The 21,165-nt window shown below is 64.4% G+C and carries 20 protein-coding genes; 11 read left to right on the top strand and 9 right to left on the bottom strand.

The window, feature by feature from the left end; translation table 11 throughout:
- Positions 1–114: 114 nt before the first annotated feature.
- Complete coding sequence (gene nhaA / locus QOS90_RS20800) at positions 115–1,290, top strand: Na+/H+ antiporter NhaA (RefSeq protein ID WP_085273540.1); 1,176 nt, start codon at positions 115–117, stop codon at positions 1,288–1,290.
- A gap of 78 nt (positions 1,291–1,368) precedes the next feature.
- Here the strand turns inward: nhaA and QOS90_RS20795 are convergent, their stop codons facing one another.
- Positions 1,369–1,833 (bottom strand): outer membrane lipoprotein, encoded by a 465-nt coding sequence (locus tag QOS90_RS20795; protein ID WP_027594232.1) that lies wholly within the window; start codon positions 1,831–1,833, stop codon positions 1,369–1,371.
- Positions 1,834–1,984: 151 nt separating this feature from the next.
- Between QOS90_RS20795 and QOS90_RS20790 the strand changes: the two genes are divergently transcribed.
- On the top strand, positions 1,985–2,227 hold the full coding sequence (locus QOS90_RS20790) for a 30S ribosomal protein S3 (protein ID WP_085273541.1): 243 nt from the start codon (positions 1,985–1,987) through the stop codon (positions 2,225–2,227).
- A gap of 31 nt (positions 2,228–2,258) precedes the next feature.
- Here the strand turns inward: QOS90_RS20790 and pdxH are convergent, their stop codons facing one another.
- The 5 genes from pdxH to dinG form a co-directional block, all read right to left on the bottom strand.
- Complete coding sequence (gene pdxH / locus QOS90_RS20785; protein WP_027594230.1) at positions 2,259–2,906, bottom strand: pyridoxamine 5'-phosphate oxidase; 648 nt, start codon at positions 2,904–2,906, stop codon at positions 2,259–2,261.
- 19 nt (positions 2,907–2,925) lie between these two features.
- Entirely contained in the window at positions 2,926–3,912 is a 987-nt protein-coding gene (locus QOS90_RS20780) for an OmpA family protein (protein ID WP_027594229.1), read from the bottom strand.
- A gap of 99 nt (positions 3,913–4,011) precedes the next feature.
- Positions 4,012–5,157 carry a serine hydrolase domain-containing protein gene (locus QOS90_RS20775; RefSeq protein ID WP_085273542.1) on the bottom strand — a complete coding sequence of 382 codons (1,146 nt, stop codon included), beginning with the start codon at positions 5,155–5,157 and terminating at the stop codon, positions 4,012–4,014.
- Between the two features lie 120 nt (positions 5,158–5,277).
- Entirely contained in the window at positions 5,278–7,515 is a 2,238-nt protein-coding gene (locus QOS90_RS20770; protein ID WP_085273543.1) for a beta-galactosidase, read from the bottom strand.
- Positions 7,516–7,596: 81 nt separating this feature from the next.
- Entirely contained in the window at positions 7,597–9,741 is a 2,145-nt protein-coding gene (gene dinG, locus QOS90_RS20765; RefSeq protein ID WP_027594226.1) for an ATP-dependent DNA helicase DinG, read from the bottom strand.
- Positions 9,742–9,838: 97 nt separating this feature from the next.
- Here dinG and QOS90_RS20760 point away from each other — a divergent pair, with 97 nt between their 5' ends.
- The gene (locus QOS90_RS20760) at positions 9,839–10,303 is read left to right on the top strand and encodes a CopD family protein (protein ID WP_027594225.1); all 465 of its coding nucleotides are present in this window, start codon (positions 9,839–9,841) and stop codon (positions 10,301–10,303) included.
- Between the two features lie 34 nt (positions 10,304–10,337).
- On the opposite strand, the gene QOS90_RS20755 is transcribed toward QOS90_RS20760, so the two are convergent.
- From QOS90_RS20755 to QOS90_RS20745, 3 genes are all read right to left on the bottom strand, one after another.
- Positions 10,338–11,096: a collagen pro alpha-chain precursor gene (locus QOS90_RS20755; RefSeq protein WP_085273544.1), complete on the bottom strand. Its 759-nt coding sequence runs from the start codon at positions 11,094–11,096 to the stop codon at positions 10,338–10,340.
- A complete protein-coding gene (locus QOS90_RS20750; protein ID WP_027594223.1) occupies positions 11,089–11,364 on the bottom strand; it encodes a DUF1145 domain-containing protein in 276 nt (91 codons plus the stop codon). The genes QOS90_RS20755 and QOS90_RS20750 overlap by 8 nt, the downstream gene beginning before the upstream one ends.
- Positions 11,365–11,545: 181 nt before the next feature.
- Complete coding sequence (locus QOS90_RS20745) at positions 11,546–12,238, bottom strand: PA1041 family peptidoglycan-binding anchor lipoprotein (RefSeq protein ID WP_027594222.1); 693 nt, start codon at positions 12,236–12,238, stop codon at positions 11,546–11,548.
- Positions 12,239–12,397: 159 nt separating this feature from the next.
- Here QOS90_RS20745 and QOS90_RS20740 point away from each other — a divergent pair, with 159 nt between their 5' ends.
- The 8 genes from QOS90_RS20740 (at position 12,398) to QOS90_RS20705 (ending at position 21,123) form a co-directional block, all read left to right on the top strand.
- Entirely contained in the window at positions 12,398–12,892 is a 495-nt protein-coding gene (locus QOS90_RS20740; protein ID WP_027594221.1) for a DUF6231 family protein, read from the top strand.
- Between the two features lie 2 nt (positions 12,893–12,894).
- Positions 12,895–13,371 carry a YchJ family protein gene (locus QOS90_RS20735; RefSeq protein ID WP_085273545.1) on the top strand — a complete coding sequence of 159 codons (477 nt, stop codon included), beginning with the start codon at positions 12,895–12,897 and terminating at the stop codon, positions 13,369–13,371.
- 2 nt (positions 13,372–13,373) lie between these two features.
- On the top strand, positions 13,374–13,850 hold the full coding sequence (locus tag QOS90_RS20730; RefSeq protein ID WP_085273650.1) for an LEA/WHy family protein: 477 nt from the start codon (positions 13,374–13,376) through the stop codon (positions 13,848–13,850).
- 7 nt (positions 13,851–13,857) lie between these two features.
- Positions 13,858–14,061: an SEC-C metal-binding domain-containing protein gene (locus QOS90_RS20725; RefSeq protein WP_033694179.1), complete on the top strand. Its 204-nt coding sequence runs from the start codon at positions 13,858–13,860 to the stop codon at positions 14,059–14,061.
- 428 nt (positions 14,062–14,489) lie between these two features.
- Positions 14,490–16,931: a penicillin acylase family protein gene (locus QOS90_RS20720; RefSeq protein WP_085273546.1), complete on the top strand. Its 2,442-nt coding sequence runs from the start codon at positions 14,490–14,492 to the stop codon at positions 16,929–16,931.
- 306 nt (positions 16,932–17,237) lie between these two features.
- Positions 17,238–18,254 carry a ligase-associated DNA damage response exonuclease gene (locus tag QOS90_RS20715; protein WP_085273547.1) on the top strand — a complete coding sequence of 339 codons (1,017 nt, stop codon included), beginning with the start codon at positions 17,238–17,240 and terminating at the stop codon, positions 18,252–18,254.
- Positions 18,251–19,909 carry an ATP-dependent DNA ligase gene (locus tag QOS90_RS20710; protein ID WP_027594212.1) on the top strand — a complete coding sequence of 553 codons (1,659 nt, stop codon included), beginning with the start codon at positions 18,251–18,253 and terminating at the stop codon, positions 19,907–19,909. The genes QOS90_RS20715 and QOS90_RS20710 overlap by 4 nt, the downstream gene beginning before the upstream one ends.
- Before the next feature lie 98 nt (positions 19,910–20,007).
- Positions 20,008–21,123, top strand: coding sequence for a succinylglutamate desuccinylase/aspartoacylase family protein (locus QOS90_RS20705; protein WP_085273548.1), 1,116 nt, complete (start codon positions 20,008–20,010; stop codon positions 21,121–21,123).
- The last annotated feature ends 42 nt before the right edge of the window (positions 21,124–21,165 follow it).

Genomic DNA, 21,165 nt, shown 5'->3' with positions numbered 1-21,165 from the left:
AGGCAGCAATAACATATAACAAAAACGAATATAGTTTTTGTTTTAAAGCATATCGCCACAGGCTAGGGTGTACGCCCGTTCCATCCTTAATCTCTCAGGGAGAGCCCATAGCCCGTGCGTAGCCTCTTCACCCGATTCTTTCAGCTCGAAGCTGCCAGCGGTCTGCTGCTGATCGCCGCGGCCGTTCTTGCGCTGGTCATCAACAACTCACCTTTGTCCTACCTGTACAACGGCCTGCTCGATGTCCCGGTGGCGGTCAAAGTTGGCGCGCTGGAAATCGCCAAGCCCTTGCTGCTGTGGATCAACGACGGCCTGATGGCGCTGTTCTTCCTGCTCATCGGCCTGGAGGTCAAGCGCGAGGTGGTCGACGGCCACCTCTCCAAGCCCTCGCAGATAGTCCTGCCCGCTACCGCTGCGGTGGGTGGCATGGTGATACCAGCCCTGATCTACTGGTTCATCAACCGCGACGACCCCGCTGCGGTCGCCGGCTGGGCCATCCCCACCGCCACCGACATTGCCTTCGCCCTCGGCGTGCTAGCACTGCTGGGCAAGCGCGTACCGGTTTCGCTGAAGCTGTTCCTGATGACCCTGGCGATCATCGATGACCTGGGTGCGATCATTGTCATTGCCCTGTTCTATTCGGGCACCTTGTCGAGCGTCTCGCTGTTGCTGGCCGGCGCCTGCCTGGTAGCGCTGCTGGCCATGAACCGGCTTGGCGTGGTCAAACTCGGGCCCTACCTGATCATCGGCCTGGTGCTTTGGGTGTGCGTGCTCAAGAGCGGTGTTCACGCCACGCTGGCGGGTGTCGCCCTGGCGCTGTGCATCCCACTGCGCACCCGCAACGCCGAAACGTCGCCGCTGCTGTCCCTGGAGCATGCCCTGCACCCTTGGGTTGCCTACGCCATTCTGCCGCTGTTCGCCTTCGCCAACGCCGGTGTTTCGCTGGCAGGCATGAACCTGGACAGCTTCACTCATCCAGTACCGATGGGTATCGCTGTCGGCTTGCTGCTGGGTAAAACGGTAGGGGTGTTCGGCCTGACCTGGGTGGCGATCAAACTTGGCCTGGCCGCGTTGCCGGCAGGCGCAAACTGGGGGCAATTGCTGGGGGTGGCGATCCTCTGTGGCATCGGCTTCACCATGAGCTTGTTCGTGGGCTCGCTGGCATTCGTGCCCGGCAGTAGCGATTATGCGGGCATGGACCGCATGGGCATCCTTACGGGCTCGTTCTTCGCCGCGGTCATCGGCTATGCCGTCACTGCGATGGCCAGCCGCAAACCCCTCGCAAGCTAAAAACAGTGGCATTAAAAAACCCCGACTGGCGTGGCCATGTCGGGGTTTTTTATTGTAGCGCTACAACGGGGTCAAGGCTCAGTGCGAGACGCGGCTGGTACCGTCGACGGTCATGATGCGAACACGGTCGCCAACCCGGAAAATCTCGTTTTCCTGAACGGCCTGCACATAGGCACGCATGCTGCCGTCATCTTCACGCACGGTGATTTCAACACCCTGGGTGCGAGTGATGCCTTCCTCGGCGGCAGAACCTGCCAGGCCACCGGCCACTGCACCAATTACGGCCGCAACGATGCTGCCGCGGCCACCACCGACTGCACTGCCGGCAACGCCACCGACAATGGCGCCAGCGCCACCGCCGATTGGGGTCTTGGTGCCTTCGATCTTGACCGGACGGAGGGATTCGATGGTACCCATACGCACTGTCTGCACGCGACGGGCCTCATCACGGGAGTAGCTATCGCCGGTCAGGCTCGAGGCACAGCCCCCCAGCAACAGCGACATGGTGGTAAAGGTCGCCACCAGCAAAGCGGATTTACGCATAGGTAAAATCTCCAAAAGTCATCGGTGTCCATTAGACGCTGCGCGTTGACGGCTGTCACGACGCAGACGCAATAAAATTGTTTTCATTCAGCCTGGGTACAGCCTGCATGGACTGTATCGTGGGGCCTTTCAAGTGAGACCAAGGATAGCCATGGATTACTTCATCGTCGTGGTGACAACTGTCGCAGGGCTGTACTTCCATGGGTGGCTGTATGTGCGCATGCGCCGCTGGATGGACCGCGACCTGGCGCTATCGATGGCCGGGAAGGATGCGCAGAAGCGTGACTACATGTTGCAGCGGCTGGAGCAGGCACGCAGGGAGAAGGTCAAGCGCAAGGCGCTGGCGAGTTGGTTGGCACGTGAGGCCGAGGCTTATCCCGGCGTAGCGGAATAAACACCTGGGGCCGCAAGCGGCCCCAGGGTTGTCAAGGCGCCAGCCGCTCTCGCAGCCATTGCCCATCCACCAGGCGGTAATTCAACCGGTCATGCAGGCGGCTCGCCCGCCCCTGCCAGAACTCGATACGCTCAGGCAACAGACGGTACCCTCCCCAGTGCTCGGGGCAATGCGGCTGAGTGTCACAGAACCGCGCCTCGGTCGCCTTTACCAGCGCTTCCAACGCTTCGCGGCCGGTTATTACCTGGCTTTGCGGCGAGGCCCAAGCCCCCAGGCGGCTGCCCAGCGGTCGCACCTGGTAGTAGTCGTCCGACTCCTTGGCCGTGACCTTTTCCACACGCCCTTCGATACGTACCTGGCGCTCCAGCGCCGGCCAGAAGAACGTCATGGCGGCGAAAGGGTTGGCCTGCAGTTGCTGGCCCTTGGCACTTTCGTAGTTGGTGAAGAAGGTAAAACCACGGTCATCGAGCCCCTTGAGCAGCAAGACGCGGCAATGGGGCCGGCCTTCGCCATCGACCGTGGCGAGGGTCAAGGCGTTGGCCTCAACCGGGGGTTGTTCAGTCTTCACCGCATCGGCGAACCACTGGTGGAACAAAGCGAACGGCTCCCCCGGGGCCTGGGCTTCTGCCAGGCCATCACGGGTGTAGTCGCGGCGCATATCGGCCAGGGTTTGAGTCATGGCTGCGTTTCCTTGACGATCAGTTGGTCTTCGCAGGGCTGTTGGCGGCTACTTTCTTGTCGGTGGTCGCCTTCTTGGCAGCGGGCTTGGCCGGCGCGGCTTTGCTTTTTGCAGCCGTCTTGGCGGGTGCCTTGGCCTTGGCGACTGGCTTTTTCGCGGCCGGTTTGGCAGCGGCCTTGGCAGCCGGTTTGGTGCTGACGGCCTTGGCGGCAGGTGCCTTGGCATCCTGAACCGCGACCATCGACGCTGGGGTCGGTGCCGGCGCGGCCTGTTGGTACTTGGCCAGCAGCGCGACCATGGTGTTCTGTGGCGTCAGCAGCAATTCCACACGGCGGTTCAGTGCACGGCCTTCGGCGCTGTCGTTGGCGGCGCGCGGCATTACCGACCCCATCCCCTTCAGGCTCAGGCGATCACGTTGCAGGCCGCTGAGGCGGAAAATCGCCGACACCGAGGCGGCGCGCTCCAGGCTGAGCTTCTGGTTAGCCGCTGCAACACCGCTGCTGTCGGCATGGCCCAGCACCAACACGGCGGTCTTGGAATCGCCCTCGACGGTCTTGGCCACACGGGTGATCGGGCCCAGGGTCATCGGCAGCAGCATGTTCGGGCGATCAGGGTTGTACGAGCTGTCCACCGGAATGGTCACCGCCAGCACGTTGTCACGGCGCTCCAGTTCCAGCTTGCTGTCCTTGATGGCTTCACGCAGCTTGGGCTCGTATTCGTCCAACCAGGCCTGGGTGGCTTTCTGGTCGATCTTGGGTACAACGGGCCCTTTGGCCGTGTCGTCGCCGCCAAACGGCCACCACCAGCGGCTTGCGCTTTCGGACTTGGCATCGGCCTTGGCGACCTTTTCGGTGACGGCTTGCTTCACTTCCTGCTCGGCAACCTGGTCCGACCCAAAAGGCCACCAGTTGAAACCACTGTCCTTCGCGGCGTCCGGGGAATGACTGGCGCAGCCGGTGACGGCGGTCAGGCACAGGGCGAGTGCTAAGGTTTTATGTGAAGACATCAGCGATACACCATGAAATAGAAGGAAATTTTGCCAACGCACTTAACGCGTAGACATTGAGGATAGTCAAAGGGGTCAGCCAATACCCGCATTACCCGATCAAAGGCAACTGGCAAGGACGCGGACCAACTTCTGGGCTCTTGGGTCCATGAGCACATACGGGCCAAGGGTATTGACCACAAAACCGAATGCCACATCGTGCTCCGGGTCGGCGAAACCTACCGAGCCGCCCGCGCCGGGATGCCCGAACGCACGGGCACCGAGGCCAAAGGTGGCATTGGCCACCTCGGGCTGGTCAAGCATGCAGCCCAGGCCGAAACGGGTCTGGGTCAGCAAGGTGCGATCCTGGCCGATACTGTGCTCGCGAGTGAGTTCGTCGAGCAGCTCGGACTCGAGCAGGCTGCCATCGAGCAGCCCGGCATAGAAGCCTGCCAGGCTGCGGGCATTGCCGTGGCCATTGGCCGCCGGTTGCTGCATGCGCCGCCACTCGGGCTTGTTGGTACTGGTGAGAATCGCTGGCGGGTTGGTGAACGCACGGGTCGACAGCGCCTCGGGCTCACGCATGGTCACCTGCAGCAAGCGCTGGGCCGCGGCATCGCCGGGGTTACCTTTGCCGCGTGCGATATGCGCCACACGGTAAAACTCGTCATCCGCCAGGCCGACATGGAAGTCCAGCCCCAATGGCCGGGCCGTACGGGCCACGATCGAATCGCCGGGGCCACGGCCGTCTGCACGGCGGATCAGCTCCCCGATCAGCCAGCCATAAGTGATGGCGGCGTAGCCGTGTTCGGTGCCAGGCGCCCACCACGGGGTTTCGGCGGCCAAGGCATCGACCATCGCCTGCCAGTCATACAACGCCTCGGCAGGCAGCAACTCACGGATGGCCGGCAGGCCCGCGCGATGGCTGAGCAACTGGCGCAGGGTGATGGACTGCTTGCCGGCCTGAGCGAATTCGGGCCAGTAACGCGCGACCGGAACATCCAGCGCCAATTTGCCCTCGCCTACCAGTTGCAAGGCGGTGACGGCGGTGAAGGTCTTGGTGCAGGAGAACAGGTTGGCGATGGTGTCGCTGTGCCAGGCCTGCTGCCCGTCCTTGTCGCTGGTGCCCGCCCACAGGTCGATCACGGTCTCGCCGCCCACCTGGATGCACAGCGCCGCGCCACGCTCCTGGGGATCATCGAACAACTCGGCGAAGGCTTCACGCACCGCCTCGAACTTCAGCTCATAGTGACCCTGGATCTGCACCCACTGTTCTCCGTACGACCTTCTGAAAATGGCGTGCATTGTTTCAGTAGTTGGCGGTTTTGCAAACTGGCTTAGGCTGGGTGGTCGCAGGTAAAGGGGCCGTTTGACGGCCCCGATGGCTCACGGCTGCGGCTTGATCAACTGCGCGCGCAACTGACCAATGGCCTGCTGGTTGTTTTTACGCACCGCCTCGACGAACCCTGAGTAGGGCACATCGGTGATGGCCACCAGCCCCAGGTGCCCATTCTCACCATCGAGCAGCCGCCCACTGGCCGGTTGGTCCAGGTACTGGAACCAATGCGCACCGACGATCATCGGCTGCGCCAACGCGGCCTTGAGGAAGTTGCCATAGGCCGGCCCACGGTCTTCTTCACGCGCCACCTCCAACGGCCCCGGCCAGAACGGCCCACGGTCGCGGGAGCCGAACTGGAACTCGGACACCAGCACCGGCTTGTCCAGCTCGGCAAGGCGGGCGAAGTCGTAACCGTCCTCAGGCTTGAGGGTATAGAAGTTGAAACTCAGCACGTCGCAGAACTCCGCGCAGGCCTTCACCGCTTCTGGCGTGCTCACCGCATAGCGGCCGCCGAGCAGCAGGTGATTCGGCGCGTGCCACTTCAACGAATCGGCGATGGTCTTGAAATAGGTCTCCGCGAACACCTGCTGGAAGTACTGGTAATCCCGTTCGATTTCCGGGTGCTCCGGGTTGGGCAAGGGGGCCTCGAAACCGGGGTCTTCCATCAGCTCCCAGGCGGACAGTTCAATCCCCCAAGCCTTGGACAGGCCCTCCTGGTTGCGGTATTTGTCCCGTAGTTGCTTGAGGAAGGCGCGCTTGGCGGGCACGTCGGTGGTCAGGCGCAGTGTGCCGTAGGCCAGCCCGTAGCGGGCCTTGGGGTCATTGCCCGGTGCGGCCCAGGCCAGCTCGTTGTCAGCGAAGTAGCCGATCAGCCACGGGTCATCACGGTGGTCCCGGGCGGCGATGGCGACCGCGCGCTCAGTGGCCATGGCGAACCGGGGGTCGAAGGGGTCGGGCATGCTGCCCCACCAGTCCATGCCCGTACTGATGCTGGCGTAGTCACCGACAATCGACAGCGGCAAGGTGTAGGGCATGCGCTTGGCCTGGCCCAACGCCGAATCGCTCCAGTTACCCAGGGTGTTGAAACCCCAGGCTTGCAGGCGATCGAGCGCGTGCGTCTGCCAGCGCGAGGCATCCAACACCAATGGCGGGCACTCTACTGCAGGCTGCCCTTCAACGCTGGGCGGGCAAGGTTTGCCATAGGTGCGCTGGATATTGGCGGCATAGAAGTCGAACCATCGCCCCTGCTTGAAGTTGCGCCCTTGCGACGAGGCGTTGCCGTCGTCGTTGTTACCCTTGCCATAGAACGCCGCCAGCGGATCATTATCGCCGGGCAGCGCCTTGAACATGCCGTCACGGCCTTCGACGTAGGTGCGCCCGCCATCCGCGGCCACGGCGTTGACACCCAGCGAGTAGAACGGGTGGCCATCCGGCGTTACCAGGTACCAGCGCCCGTCACGCTTCTCGGTTCGGAAAAAGCCCTTGGCCTCGAACGCCGCCCCGTCCAGCAGCCCGCCATAGGTGTCCAGGGGCTGCTTGCCAAGCTCAGCCAGCCAGCCCTTGAGTTGCTGCTGTTCGCGCACATCGGCAGCCTTGAGCTGCTCGTCGCTGCCGATTTTTTCAGGCCATTGGCCACGCGTGGACTGGCCATAAGCATCGATCAGCTCGTGGTAGGCCGCTTTGTAGGCCTGGTCGTCATCCTGAATACCCACCTTCTCGATCAGCAGGCTCTGCGCCACCTTGGGGTTGGGGATCGTCAGGCTGACAGACGCCACTTGCTTGAGGTCTACCGCGCCCGCGCTACTGGTCAGCAGCAGGCGCTGGCCAGCATACGTCCACGGCATTGGCGGGCCAGCGCGCATACCCTGGCTCAACGGCGAGGTGGCCGTGAGCGGCACCATCACCGTCTGGGCCGGCCCGGCTGGCAGGTCGATGCGGCTGGTCAGCGTGCGGCCATCAGTGCCCAGCACGGTGACATCCACAGTCAGCGCCCAATCCATGGCGCTTTGCAGGCGCAAGGTCAGGAACTGCCCGGCCGACCAGTCCCAGGCACCGCTTTGCGGGCTCAGGCGCAGGGTCGGCCGCTCGACCGGGTTGAACACCACACGCCGCAGCACCTCCCCCCCGGCCGTTTGCTCTGCGTTGTACTGCGGCATGCCGGCATCTTCGGTCACCACGTTGACCACCGAGGCCGGGCGCACGAAGCTGAACAGCGTCTGCTGCCCGGCCAGCAAGGGCGAGCTGAACAACAGGGCGAATACGACAGGCAGGGTACGGCGGACCATAGGGCTGGGGCTCTCCTTCAGGGCCCTCGTGAGCCCAAGACTGAGTGATGGACAACAAGCCGGAGCAGTGTGCTCCGGCCGTCAGGAAATCTCCCGCCGGAAGGGCGGCAGCGCATTGAGAATAGCCTTGCCGTAGCGCTGGGTGACCAAGCGCCGATCGAGCAAGGTGATGACGCCGCGATCCTGCTCGGTCCGCAGCAACCGGCCACAGGCCTGGATCAACCGCAACGAGGCATCCGGCACGGCAATTTCCATGAACGGGTTACCGCCGCGGGCTTCGATCCACTCGGCCAGGGCCGCCTCGACCGGGTCGTCGGGCACGGCGAAGGGGATCTTGGCGATCACCACATGCTCGCAATAGGCACCCGGCAAATCGACACCTTCGGCAAAGCTGGCCAGGCCGAACAACACGCTGTGCTGGCCGTCATCGACCCGCGCCTTGTGCTTGTTCAGGGTCTCCTGCTTGGACAGGTTGCCCTGGATCAGCACCAGCTTGCGCCAGTCCCGGTCCAGGCCGTCGAACACATCCTGCATCTGCTTGCGCGAGGAGAACAGCACCAGCGCACCGCGGGCATCGTCGAGCATGTTGGGTAATTCGCGGATGATGGCGGCGGTGTGCGCCGCCGCATCACGCGGGTCGGCGCCCAGGTCGGGCACCCGCAGCAGGCCGGCATCGCCATGCACGAATGGGCTGGGGACCACGCAGGTAACAGCATCACGCGGCAGGCCCGAACGCATGCGGTAGCGGTCGAACTTGCCCAGGGCGGTGAGCGTGGCCGAGGTCACCAGCGCGCCGTGGGCGACACTCCACAGGCTGCGACGGAGCATTTCGGCGGCGAGGATGGGGCTGGCGTTGACTTCGATGTCGAACAACGCCCCACTTTCGGCCAGGGTCAGCCAGCGCGCCATGGGCGGGCTGTCTTCGGGGTCTTCGGCGGTGAAGGCCGTCCACAGCTCCCAGTTGCCCTGTGCGCGGGTCACCAGGCTGCCGAACAGCGGGTACCATTCTTCGGCCTGGTGGCTGGCGATACCGATATTCACTTCACCGTCCATGCCTTCCTTCAGCAGGTCAGCCAGGCGGGTGAACAGGTCGTTGAGACGGGCGAAGCCCTTTTTCAATTCGATGCCCACCTCGCGGATCTGCTCCGGCACCACGCCACCTTCGAAGCGATAGCGCGGGCGTTCACGGCCCTCGGTGTCTTCGCTGGGGCGGAAGTCCGCGACCTGTTCGCACAGGGTGAACATGAACTGCTGCTGGGTGCGGATCTCCCGTGCCAGCTCCGGCACCTGTTCGATCAGTTTGCCCAGGTCACCCGGCAACGGGTGCTGGGCAAGCAGCTTGGTGAGGTTCTTGGCGGTCTGCTCCAGCCAGTCGGCGGTGGAGCGCAGGCGCGAGTAATGGGCGAAGTGGCCAATGGCTTTGTCTGGCAGGTGGTGGCCTTCGTCGAACACGTACATGGTGTCGCGTGGGTCGGGCAACACCGCGCCGCCCCCCAGGGCCAGGTCAGCCAGGACCATGTCATGGTTGGTGACGATCACGTCGACCTTGCCCATGCCCTCGCGCGCTTTATAGAACACGCACTGCTGGAAGTTCGGGCAGTGGCGGCCGGTGCATTGGCTGTGATCGGTCGTCAGGCGTGCCCAGTCCTGGTCTTCCAGGGCTTCGGACCAGCTGTCGCGGTCGCCGTCCCAGCGGTTGCCCGCCAGTTTCTCGATCATGCTGTTGAACAGTTTCTGGCTGCGCTCGTCGACTTCGATGTGGAAGCCTTCTTCCTCAAACAACTGCGCAGTGGCCGATTGTGCGTGGCCTTCTTGCAGCAGCACATCGAGCTTGGACAGGCACAGGTAGCGGCCGCGCCCCTTGGCCAGGGCGAAGCTGAAATTCAGCCCGCTGCTGCGCATCAGGTCGGGCAGGTCCTTGAAGACGATCTGCTCTTGCAGGGCGACGGTCGCGGTGGCGATGACCAGGCGCTTGCCGGCAGCCTTGGCAGCCGGGATCGCGGCCAGCGCATAGGCGACCGTCTTGCCGGTACCGGTACCCGCCTCGACGGCGACAACGGCAGGCTCGCCGGCACGGCGGCCTTCATCGTCGCAGGCGATGTCGCCGAGCACCTTGGCCACTTCGGCGATCATCAGGCGCTGGCCGTAGCGCGGCTTGAGGCTCTTGGCTTCGAGAAAACGCGAATAGGCGCCCTGGATGGTGGCTTTGAGTTCGTTGCTGATCATGGTCTGCAGGCGCCCGGAGGGCTGGATATATTTTCAGTGTTTCGCATGGGCGGCTATCATACCCCGCTATTGCCCTTTATGCCGCATGGAGATCCGGATGCTTGCCTTTGCCCTCCCCTACACACTGCATGTCCTGGCCGCGTTGGTCTGGGTCGGCGGCATGTTCTTCGCCTGGCTGGTGCTGCGCCCGGCAACGGTTGCAGCCCTCGACGGGCCTGCGCGCCTGCGGTTGTGGGTGGAAGTTTTCCGACGCTTCTTCAGATGGGTCTGGTTGGCGGTCGCGATTTTGGCGATCAGCGGTATCGGCATGTTGCACATGCGCTTCACAGGCTTCGAGACCGCGCCCAAATACGTGCATGTGATGATCGGTGGCGGCATTGCCATGTTCGCCCTGTTCATGCGCATCCAGGCGTTGCTGCTGCCAGAGCTGAAAGCAGCCGTGCAGGCCGAGGACTGGGCGGCGGGGGCCGCGGTACTGGGCAGGATTCGACGGATGGTCGGCATCAACCTGCTGCTGGGCATCGCGGTGGTGGCAGTGGCCAGCTCGCGGTGGGTGCTGTAGGCGACGCAACCCTGGGCCGCGCCGCCCGCGCGGGTCAAAGGCGCTGCAGGATCAACTCACCCGAGGCGCCGGCCAGGCCTGGCTGGCCCGGTTGCCCCGGCCGCCCGCTGGCACCGGCATCGGTGCGATAGACCAAACACCCCTTACTCGCCCCGCCTTTGCCTGCCTTGCCCGCTGTGCCGGCCTGGCCTGGGGCACCGCCATCCAGGCGCACTACAATGCGCGATTGAGCAAAGCCCTGCGGCACACTCAGGCGAATTCGCCCACCCGCCGCACCGTCATGCCCGTTGCCGCCATCATCGCCATTGGCGCCGCGGCTGGCTTGGCCCCAGGTGCAGCCCCCGGCTTGGCCGTTGGCACCATCAAGCCCTGCATAACCCGGCGCGCCGGCACCGCCTCGGGCATCGATCGACAGTTGCTCGGCCTCTAACTCATCCAGCTTCAAGTCCAGGCTTCGCCCGGAACGGGCCGCACGCTGGTAGGTGCCTGGCGCACCCGGGGCACTGATTTCGCTGCCCTCACCCAGCCGGGCACTGCGTGCTTCAATGCGCAGCGGGTGGTCAGCGGGGGCAATGGCGATACGCGCCTCACGCCCCAGTTGCAGGTGATCGACATTCAACTCGGTGAGCGTGGCAGGTAAAAGCAGCGTCGCCGAGTCGGCTACGCGCAGGGACTCAAGGTGCACGCTGGCCGACTTGTCGGGCAAGCGCAGCATGGAATTTGAAGCCACTTCAAGGCTTTCGGCCTGGGCCAAGGGCGCGGCCAACACCGCCAGCAACATCAGATTACGCATTGCGCGGCGCCTCCTGCGCACGAGGAATGGACATGACATGGAAGATCCCCGTCAGCAGGATCTGCAAGCGGTCGAACCAACGGTGGCTGCGCCCACGCAGGCTGGCGTTGAAGAACAACACCTCGAGCACATGCAGGCTCAGCAAGACAATGCCTGCCGCGTTGATCAGAAGATTGAATGGCAAGGGTTGCGGCATCAACAGATTGAACAGCGCCACGCCCCAGAAGATAACGGTCAGGACCTTGCCCAGGCCCAGGATGAACTTCATAGCCCCGCCCCTCTACATTTATTGTTATGTCGAAGCGGCCCGTTCGAGCCAGCCGTACGACCAACAGTACCTGTAATGCCAAGGCGTGCGCCAGAGGCCCTGCAGTGACGCTTGTCGGATCGAACTGCCCAGCAGCCTGCGCCCGCGCCACTGCTCCAGGCGCGGACGCTGGTGCTGGCCGTCACCGCTGGATCTTGATCTCGGTGCGACGGTTCATGGCGCGCCCATCGGCCGTGGCGTTGTCAGCCACTGGCTGGGTTTCACCGGCACCCACTATCGAGACGAAGCTGCTGCGCGGCACACCGCTCTCGACCAGGTAATCGGTCACCGAATGGGCACGGCGCTCGGACAGTTTCTGGTTGTAGGTGTCAGAACCCACGCTGTCGGTATGGCCGCTGACACTCAGGCGGGCACTCGGTGCTTCCTGTTTGAGGCGGGTGGCGATGGTGTTCAGCCGCTCTTTATCCTTGGCGGTCAGACGCGCAGAGTCGAACTCGAAGTGCACATCGCGGATGACGATGACTTCTTCCTTCTGCACCACGACTTCCTCGACCACCGCGACCGGTTCTGGCGGGCAGCCATTGGCATCGACCTGCACACCGCGTGGGGTGCCGGGGCACTTGTCACGGCTGTCCGGCACGCCGTCACCATCCTCGTCGCCATCGCCATGGGCCCAGCAATAGCCCGCCGCCAGGCCACCGCCCAACAACGCGCCCCAGCCAGCCCAGCTGGAACTCTCGATGGCACCCAAGGCGGCGCCGCCTACGCCCCCGACGGCAGCACACTTCGGCCAGTCGGTTTTTTGCAAACCTGCACAACCAGTCAACACACTGGTGAGCAGTACCAGGGGTATCGCTGTGCGTACTATGCTCATTTTCGTTGCTTCTCCTAGGGGAATCGGCATAAGGCCGATCTCTGGGAGTAAAGACCGCGCAATCCATCCCTGCCAGCAATAAGCCACGACGCGGTCACATGCCGCTTTGCCCAGGCGCCGCGGCCCGTTAGTCTTGGATGACTTGAACGAGGATTGGCAATGACCGACGGTTTTTCCCAGCGCACGCCCCAGCAGGCCTTGGCGGCCCTGCTCGAGCGTTTTACCCCTCAACGCCTGTTGCTGGTAGGCACGCGCTTCCCCGCACTGGACGCCTTTGCCGAGGCACACCCGCAGGTGGCCATCGCAACGACTGCACCCGGCCCATTGCCGGCAGACCTTGCCGGTCAACGCTTCGACTTGGCGGTGCTGGTGGACTGCCTGGAGCACCTGCCCAAGCGTACCGGCCTGGAACTGCTGGGCGGCATTCGTAACCTTAATGCCAGCCGGGTTGCGGTGCTGGCCGACCTCTCGGCCTGCGGTTGGCAAGACACCGACTTTTTCGCCCTGGCCTTGTCTGCCAGCGAAAAATTCCGTCGTGAAGGGCAGGTGTTGAGCCTCTTCACCTATGATCTACATGACTACAAGCAAGTCCCGGACTGGCTCAATGCGCGATTCTGGGCCAACCCTGAAAATTTTGGAAAGTACTGGTGGTGATGATGAGTGTCTCGGTCTGCCCTTGCGGCAGTGGCAACCTGCTCGACGCCTGCTGCGGGCACTACCATGCCGGAACCCCGGCGCCGGATGCCCAGACGCTGATGCGCTCGCGCTACAGCGCTTACGTGCTGGGCCTGATCGACTACCTGGTGAACACCACCCTGCCGGCTCAACAAGCGGCGTTGGACCGCGCCGCCATGGCCAGCTGGAGCGCCCAGAGCACCTGGTTGGGGCTGGAGGTGGAAAGCGCCGAGGTGCTGGGCGGCCAACCCGAGCACGGTTTTGTCACCTTCACCGCGCGCTGGCACGATGAGGACGGCGATCACCAGCACCGCGAGCGCTCGGCGTTCGTCCAGCATGAGGGGCGCTGGTACTTCATCGACCCCACGGTCGGGCTGAAGGCCGGGCGCAACGACCCTTGCCCCTGCGCCAGCGGTCAGAAGTTCAAGAAATGCTGCGCCAGTTACGTGGCCAGCTGAGCATGATCGCCCAGGCCCGCGTACTGCTGCTCGGCGCCCTGTTGGCACTGCTGGCGGGCTGCGCCAGCTGGGGCGGCGACGACTGGCGCGAACCTGAGGTGCACCTGGTCAGGGTCGAAACGGTCAAGGCCAGGCTGCTTGAGCAGGAGTTCGTGCTGCACCTGCGCGTCGACAACCCGAATGACAGCCGCTTGTTCATCCGCAGCCTGGCGTATTCGATACGGCTCAACGACCTGCTGCTGGTGCAGGATGAGACCAGTGTGTGGCGCAGCGTCGGCGGCCATGCCCGGCGCACCTTCAAGATCACCGCGCGGACCAACCTGTGGCAGCACCTCAAGCCGCTGGCCAAGCTGCTTAAAAGCGAGCAACCGCTGCATTACACCTTGCAGGGCGAGCTGGCCACCGGGTTGCTGTTCCACCGGGACCTGCACTTGTCGCGCAGTGGTGAGATAATCCCCGGTGATTTCATACCGGAGTAACTTTGCAATGACCCAGCAACCTCATGTTCATGGCCCTGACTGCAACCACGATCATGATCACCACCACGATCACGACCATGGCCATGTGCACGGCCCGCACTGCAACCACGGCCATCAGGAACCTGTTCGTAACGCCCTGAAGGACGTTGGCCGCAACGATCCTTGCCCTTGCGGCAGCGAGAAGAAGTTCAAGAAGTGCCACGGCGCTTGATCGGCACGTTGTACTGAGGGCCTGGGTGTAGGGCTTGAGTGATGTGATGCTCTCAAGATCGAGCGCCGCCCGCGCGGCGCATCGCGAGCAACGCTCGCTCCTACGTTTGTTTCGGGCCAGTAAAGCCTGTGAGAGAGGCGCGCGACCGCCTTGTTTGTTCGACTCGATATCGTGTCAGGCGCCAAGGGGCCGCGCGCCAATGCCACAGGAAAAATTGGCCCGAAACAAACGTAGGAGCGAGCGTTGCTCGCGATGCGCCGCGCGGGCGGCGCTCGTTCTTGAGAACACCACATCACTAAAGCCCTACACCTGCCCGCCCCTCCCACATACCATTCGTAAATAAACCGCCTAAGCACCTTGCACCGCGCCTGCGTGCTCACTACCTTAGCGCCTTCCAAACCCCCGCCACGCCTTGCAGGAGCCTTGTCATGGCCGCCCCCGCCTTTCCTCCCTTCCGCCCGCGGTTCACGACCGCTGCCACGCTGCTCGGCATGCTCGGACTCGCCGGTTGCCAGATGGGCGGCTACCAGGACAGCGTGCCACCGACCACCGGCGTACAGCCGCTCAAAGGCCTGGCACAAAACGTCTCGGTACGGCGTAATGCCATGGGCGCGCCGTTGATCGAGAGCGGCAACTTCCATGACGCGCTGTTCAGCCTCGGTTACGTACACGCCGGGGATCGTATCGAGCAGATGGTCGCCATGCGCCTGCTCGCCCAAGGCCGCCTGGCCGAACTTGCCGGCAGCGATGCCCTCGACATCGACCGCCTGATGCGCGCCGCCAACCTCAAGCAAAGCGCCGCCCAGCAATACGCCGACGCCTCGCCACGGCTCAAGCGCTTCTTCGAGGTCTACGCCCGCGGCGTCAACGCCTACCTGTTCCGCTACCGCGACAAGCTGCCCGCCAGCCTGGCCAGCAGCGGCCATCGCCCTGAGTACTGGAAGCCAGAAGACTCGGCGCTGATCTTCAGCCTGTACGCCTTCAGCCAATCGGTGAACCTGCAAGAAGAACTCAGCGCCCTGACCCTGGCGCAGAAGGTCGGCAGCGACAAGCTGGCCTGGCTGCTGCCCGGCGCACCGGACGAACCGTTGGCCGACAGCGAAGTGGACAAGCTCAAGGGCCTCAACCTCGCCAGCCAGCTACCCGGCTTGCCCGCCCTGGCGGCAGCCAGCCAAAAGCTCGCCGACCTCGACCTGCTCGGTAGCCCAGGCTCGGCCAACCTGGCCTTGGCAGGCCAACGCAGCCGCAGCGGCAAGAGCCTGCTGGCCAGCGACAGCCAGGCCGCCTGGGCGCTAAGCCCGGTGCAGATCCACACTGGCAAGTACCAGGTCGCCGGCCTGTCGCTGCCGGGCCTGCCGATTGTGCTGGCCGGCTACAACGGCAAGATCGCCTGGAGCAGCAGCGCCGTGATGGCCGACAACCAGGACCTGTACCTGGAGCAACTGCGCCGCCAAGGCAACCAGCTGAGCTACCTGGCCGACGGCAAATGGCTGCCAGCACGGGCACGCAGCGAAACCTTCTTCGTGCGTGGCCAACGCCCGCTGCGCGAGGTCATGTACGACACGCGCCACGGCACCCTGCTTGCCCAGCCGGCAAGTGCCAGCCTGGGCCTGGCCCTGAACCTGCCTCAATTCAAGGGCGACCGCAGCCTCGACGCGCTGTTCGACCTGACCCGCGCCAAGACCGTCGAACGGGCATTCGACAGCACCCGCGAAGTCGCCGCCGCGGCGCTCAACTTCGTCTTCGCCGAGCCAGAGCACATCGGCTGGCAAGTCAGCGGGCGCTACCCTAACCGCCGCGAAGGCCAGGGCCTGCTGCCTTCGCCCGGCTGGGACGGCCGTTACGACTGGGACGGCTACGCTGACCCGATGCTGCACCCTTACGATCAGGACCCGCCGGCTGGCTGGATCGGCCACGCCAACCAGCGCAGCCTGCCGCGCGGCTACGGCATGCAGTTGTCCAACACCTGGTACTACCCCGAGCGCGCCGAGCGCCTGGCTCAGTTGGCAGGCAACGGCCGTCACGACAGCCGCAGCCTGATGGCCCTGCAAAACGATCAAGTCACCCTGCTGGCCGACAAGCTCAAGCAGATGTTCGACGCACCGGGTATGGCTCAACCGCTCAAGCAAGCCATCGATGCCCTGCCACCTGCACAGCGTGATAAGGCCCGCGACGCCTTGGCCCGGCTCAAGGCATTCGATGGCCGGCTGAGCCCGGTGTCGGCAGATGCCGCGCTGTACGAGCTGTTCCTTCAGGCCTTCGCCCGCGAAACCTTCCTCGACGACCTCGGGCCAGAATCCAGCCCTGCCTGGCAGGCCTTCGTCAGCAATGCGCGGCTCTCCTACTCGGCACAGGCCGATCACCTGCTGGGCCGCGAGGACAGCCCGTTCTGGGATGACCGCAGCACCCCGCAGAAAGAAGACAAACCGGTGATTCTCGCCCGCAGCCTGGCCGCTGCGGTGGATGCCGGCACTGCGCAACTCGGCGCCGACCGCCGCGCTTGGCAGTGGGGCAAGCTGCACCAGTACCGCTGGCCGGCACCGGCCTACCATGGCCTGGGTGATGCCCTCAGCCGTTCACCGCTGGCTGCCGGCGGCGACTTTAGTACCCTGGCCCTCACACCCTACGCCTGGGGCAGTGACTTCGACACCCGCCTGCCAGCATCGGCACGCATGGTCGTCGATTTCGGCCAGGCCGAACCGTTGCAGGTGCTGACCAGCAGCGGCCAGTCCGGTAACGCGGCAAGCCCGCACTACAGCGACGGGTTGGATGCCTGGTTCAAGGGGCGCTTCATGAGCCTGCCGCTGCAACAGCAGAACTTTGGGCGGGCCTACGGGAGCCAGCGGCTGACCTTGGTACCGGGTCGGTAAAGGGGATGGTGTGATGCCGTGAGTGCATCACGCCTCCCTTGTAGCGCCTGTGAGATCGAGCGCCGCCCGCGCGGCGCTTCGCAGCACAAGGCTGCTCCTACATCTGTTTCGGGCCAATTATTCCTGTGACATGGGCGCGCGACCTTCTTGGCGGAACCGGAAAAATGTAGGAGCAGCCTTGTGCTGCGAAGCGCCGCACGGGCGGCGCCCGATATCACAGGCGCCACAGCCCCCACGACGAACTCACTCGAACTTCCCATCACCCACCGCGCTCCTAACTGGTAACCCACCACCGGCGCCCGTGCCATGGACCTCGTTATCGCCCGCCCCGAAGGCCTGTACTGCCCGCCCGGTGATTTCTACATCGACCCTTGGCGGCCGGTGGACCGTGCCATCATCACCCACGGCCACGTCGACCACGCCCGCACCGGCAATAACCATTACCTGACCGCCGCGCCCGGCGCGGGCATCCTGCGCAGCCGACTGGGCCAGGACATCAACCTGCAAACCTTGGCCTACGGCGAGCGCATCCTCCACCACGGTGTCACCCTCAGCTTGCACCCCGCCGGCCATGTGCTGGGCTCGGCGCAAGTACGCCTGGAATACCAAGGCCAGGTTTGGGTCGCTTCGGGCGACTACAAAGTCGAACCCGATGGCACCTGCGCCCCGTTCGAGCCAGTGCGTTGCCACACCTTCATCACCGAGTCGACCTTCGGCCTGCCTATCTACCGCTGGCCCCGCCAGCCTCAGGTGTTCGCCGGTATCAACGCCTGGTGGCGCGCCAATTGCGCACAGGGCAAGGCCAGCGTGTTGTTCTGCTACGCCTTCGGCAAAGCGCAGCGCATTCTCCACGGGCTGGACGCGAGCATCGGGCCGATTCTGGTACACGGCGCGGTCGAGCCGTTGAACCGGGTGTACCGCGAAGCTGGCGTGCACCTGCCGGAAACCCGCTATGCCGGCGACATCCCGCGCAACGACCCATTAATGCGCCAAGCCTTGGTCCTGGCCCCGCCCTCTGCCGGGGGCAGTAGCTGGATGCGGCGCTTCGGCGATTACAGCGATGCCTTCGCCAGCGGCTGGATGCTGTTGCGCGGCACACGCCGGCGGCGTGGCGTCGACCGCGGCTTCGTACTGTCGGACCACGCCGACTGGCCGGGCCTGCTGTGGGCCATTGGCCAGACCGGCGCTGAGCGCGTGATGGTCACCCATGGCTCGGTTAACGTGCTGGTGCGCTACTTGAACGAACAGGGCCTGGATGCTCGCGCCTTCGCCACCGAATACGGCGACGAAGACGAGCCCGCGACCTCGGAGCCCGAGGCATGAAAGCCTTCGCCGCACTGTACCTGCGCCTGGACGCGACCACCTCCAGCAACGCCAAGCTCGACGCCTTGCGCGACTACTTTGCCCAGGCGCCTGCCGAGGATGCGGCCTGGGCCGTGTACTTCCTCGCCGGCGGCCGCCCGCGGCAACTGGTGCCAACCCGTGTGCTGCGCGAACTGGCGACTGAGCTGGCAGAACTGCCTGAATGGCTGTTCGAAGAGAGCTATCAAGCCGTGGGCGACCTGGCCGAAACGATCTCGTTGCTGCTGCCCGAGAACAGCCATGGCAGCGACGAGGGGTTGGCCCACTGGGTCGAGACACACCTGCTGCCCCTTCGAGGCCTGCCGCCCGACGTGATCCACCAGCGCCTGCCGCCGCTCTGGGCGCAGCTCGACCGGCCAAGCCTGATGCTGTGCCTGAAGCTGATCACCGGCAGCTTTCGCGTCGGTGTGTCCAAGCTATTGGTCACTCGCGCCCTGGCGCAACTGGCCGGCCTGGACGCCAAGCGCGTGGCCCAGCGCCTGGTCGGCTACACCGACATCAGCCACCGCCCTACCGCCGCCAGTTACCAGCAGTTGATCGCTGCCGAGTCGGCGGATGAACACCGCCAGCGTGGCGGTCAGCCCTATCCTTTTTTTCTGGCCCACCCGCTGCAGGCGCCCGTCGAGCAATTTGATGCGCAACTCGGCCCGCCGAGCGACTGGCAGATCGAATGGAAGTGGGATGGCATCCGCGCACAGGTGGTCAAGCGCGACGGCCAGCTGTGGGTCTGGTCGCGTGGCGAAGAGCTCGTCACCGATCGCTTCCCCGAGCTGCACAGCCTGGCGCAAACACTGCCGGACGGCGTTGTGCTCGATGGCGAGATCCTGGTGTGGAAACCAGGGGCCACGGACGATGCCCTGGCCGTGCAACCCTTCGCCCTGTTGCAACAACGCCTGGGCCGCAAGACCCTGGGCAAGAAGCTGCTGGCCGACGCGCCCGTGGTGCTGCAGGCCTATGACCTATTGGAATGGCAGGGCGAGGATTGGCGCAACCAGGCGCAGCACGTACGTCGTCAACAGTTGCAACGCCTGGTGGCAGATTACCCGCTAGCGCCTGTGCTGCTGTCGCCCTTGCTCGAAGGGCAAACCTGGGCCGAGCTGGCCGAACAGCGCGAGCAGTCGCGCAGCCTGGGCGTGGAAGGCCTGATGCTCAAGCAGCGCGAGGCCTTGTATGGCGTGGGTCGCACCAAAGACATGGGCACCTGGTGGAAGTGGAAAATCGACCCGTTCAGCGTCGATGCCGTGTTGATCTACGCCCAGCGTGGCCACGGCCGCCGCGCCAGCCTCTACAGCGACTACACCTTCGCCGTCTGGGACGCGCCCCCCGGCACGGCCGGGCGAGCATTGGTGCCCTTCGCCAAGGCGTACTCAGGGCTGAGCGACGAAGAGATGCGCAAGGTTGACGCGATCATCCGCAAAACCACAGTGGAAACGTTCGGCCCGGTGCGCAGCGTGACCCCGACCTTGGTGTTCGAACTGGGTTTCGAAGGCATTGCCCTGTCCAAACGCCATAAAAGCGGCATCGCCGTGCGCTTTCCACGCATGCTGCGCTGGCGCCTGGACAAACCGGTCGAAGAAGCCGACGACCTCGCGACACTGCAGGCACTGCTGATCTGACAGTGCCTAATTCGCACAGGCGCAGACGCAAAAATTATGCTTCTATCTTTGTGCCGACCCGTGTCGCAGACCGTATTCGCCACGTAGCCAGGACTACCATGCACCATTCGACCCACGACCTGCTTTCTCCCGTACCGGGCATTTCACGCCAACTGCACAGCTTTCACTTTGGCCCACGCGGTGGCGGCAAGGTGTACATCCAGGCCTCGCTGCATGCCGACGAACTGCCCGGTATGCTGGTGGCCTGGCACCTCAAGCGCAGGCTGGCCGAACTGGAACAACAGGGCCGTCTGCAGCGGGAAATCATCCTGGTGCCGGTGGCCAACCCGGTCGGTCTCGAACAGGTGCTGCTGGACGCTCCGTTGGGGCGCTTCGAACTGCAGAGTGGCGAGAATTTCAATCGCAACTTCGTCGACCTGTCCGATTCCATCGGCGATCAGATCGAAGAGCACCTGACTCAGGACGCCGCACACAACGTCGCCTTGATCCGCGAATACCTGCGCCGCGGGCTAGACGCCCACCCCGCACGCACCCCACTCCAGGCCCAACGCCTGATCTTGCAGCGCCTGGCCTGCGACGCCGACCTGATACTCGACCTGCACTGCGACTTCGAAGCCGTCGAGCACCTGTACACGACGCCCGATGCCTGGCCACAGATCGAGCCACTGGCCCGCTACCTGGGCGCCCAGGCGAGCCTGCTGGCCACTGACTCAGGCGGCCAATCGTTCGATGAATGCTTCAGCCTGGTCTGGTGGCAGTTGCAGCAACGCTTTGGCAAGCGCTTCCCGATTCCGCTGGGCTGTTGCTCGGTCACTGTCGAATTGCGCGGCCAGGCGGATGTGAGCCATGACCTGGCCGGCAAAGACTGCCAGGCGATCCTCGACTTCCTGACCCACAACGGCGTCATCGAAGGCACCTGCGCCCCCCTTCCTCCACTGCCCCGCGCGGCCACGCCCCTGGCGGCCGTAGAACCCGTGTCGACGCCGCTTGGCGGTTTGCTGGTGTACCACGCGCGCCCAGGCCAGCACCTGCAAGCCGACCACTTGATCGCCGAAGTTATCGACCCGCTCAACGACCGGGTGACTGCGGTGCGCAACAGCCAACCCGGCCTGCTGTACGCCCGTAGCGTGCGCCGCATGGCGACGGCAGGCATGGTCATCGCCCATGTGGCGGGCGAGCAGGTGTGCCGCAGCGGCTACCTGCTGGGGAACTGATCCGGTAAAACCAATGCCCCTGGCGGGCGGTCAGTAGAAGCA

The sequence above is a fragment of the Pseudomonas sp. LAIL14HWK12:I10 genome (assembly GCF_900184205.1).
Taxonomy (GTDB): Bacteria; Pseudomonadota; Gammaproteobacteria; order Pseudomonadales; family Pseudomonadaceae; genus Aquipseudomonas; species Aquipseudomonas kermanshahensis.
Note: the sequence above shows the minus strand (reverse complement) of the source record. Positions and strands in the feature narration are given on the sequence as shown.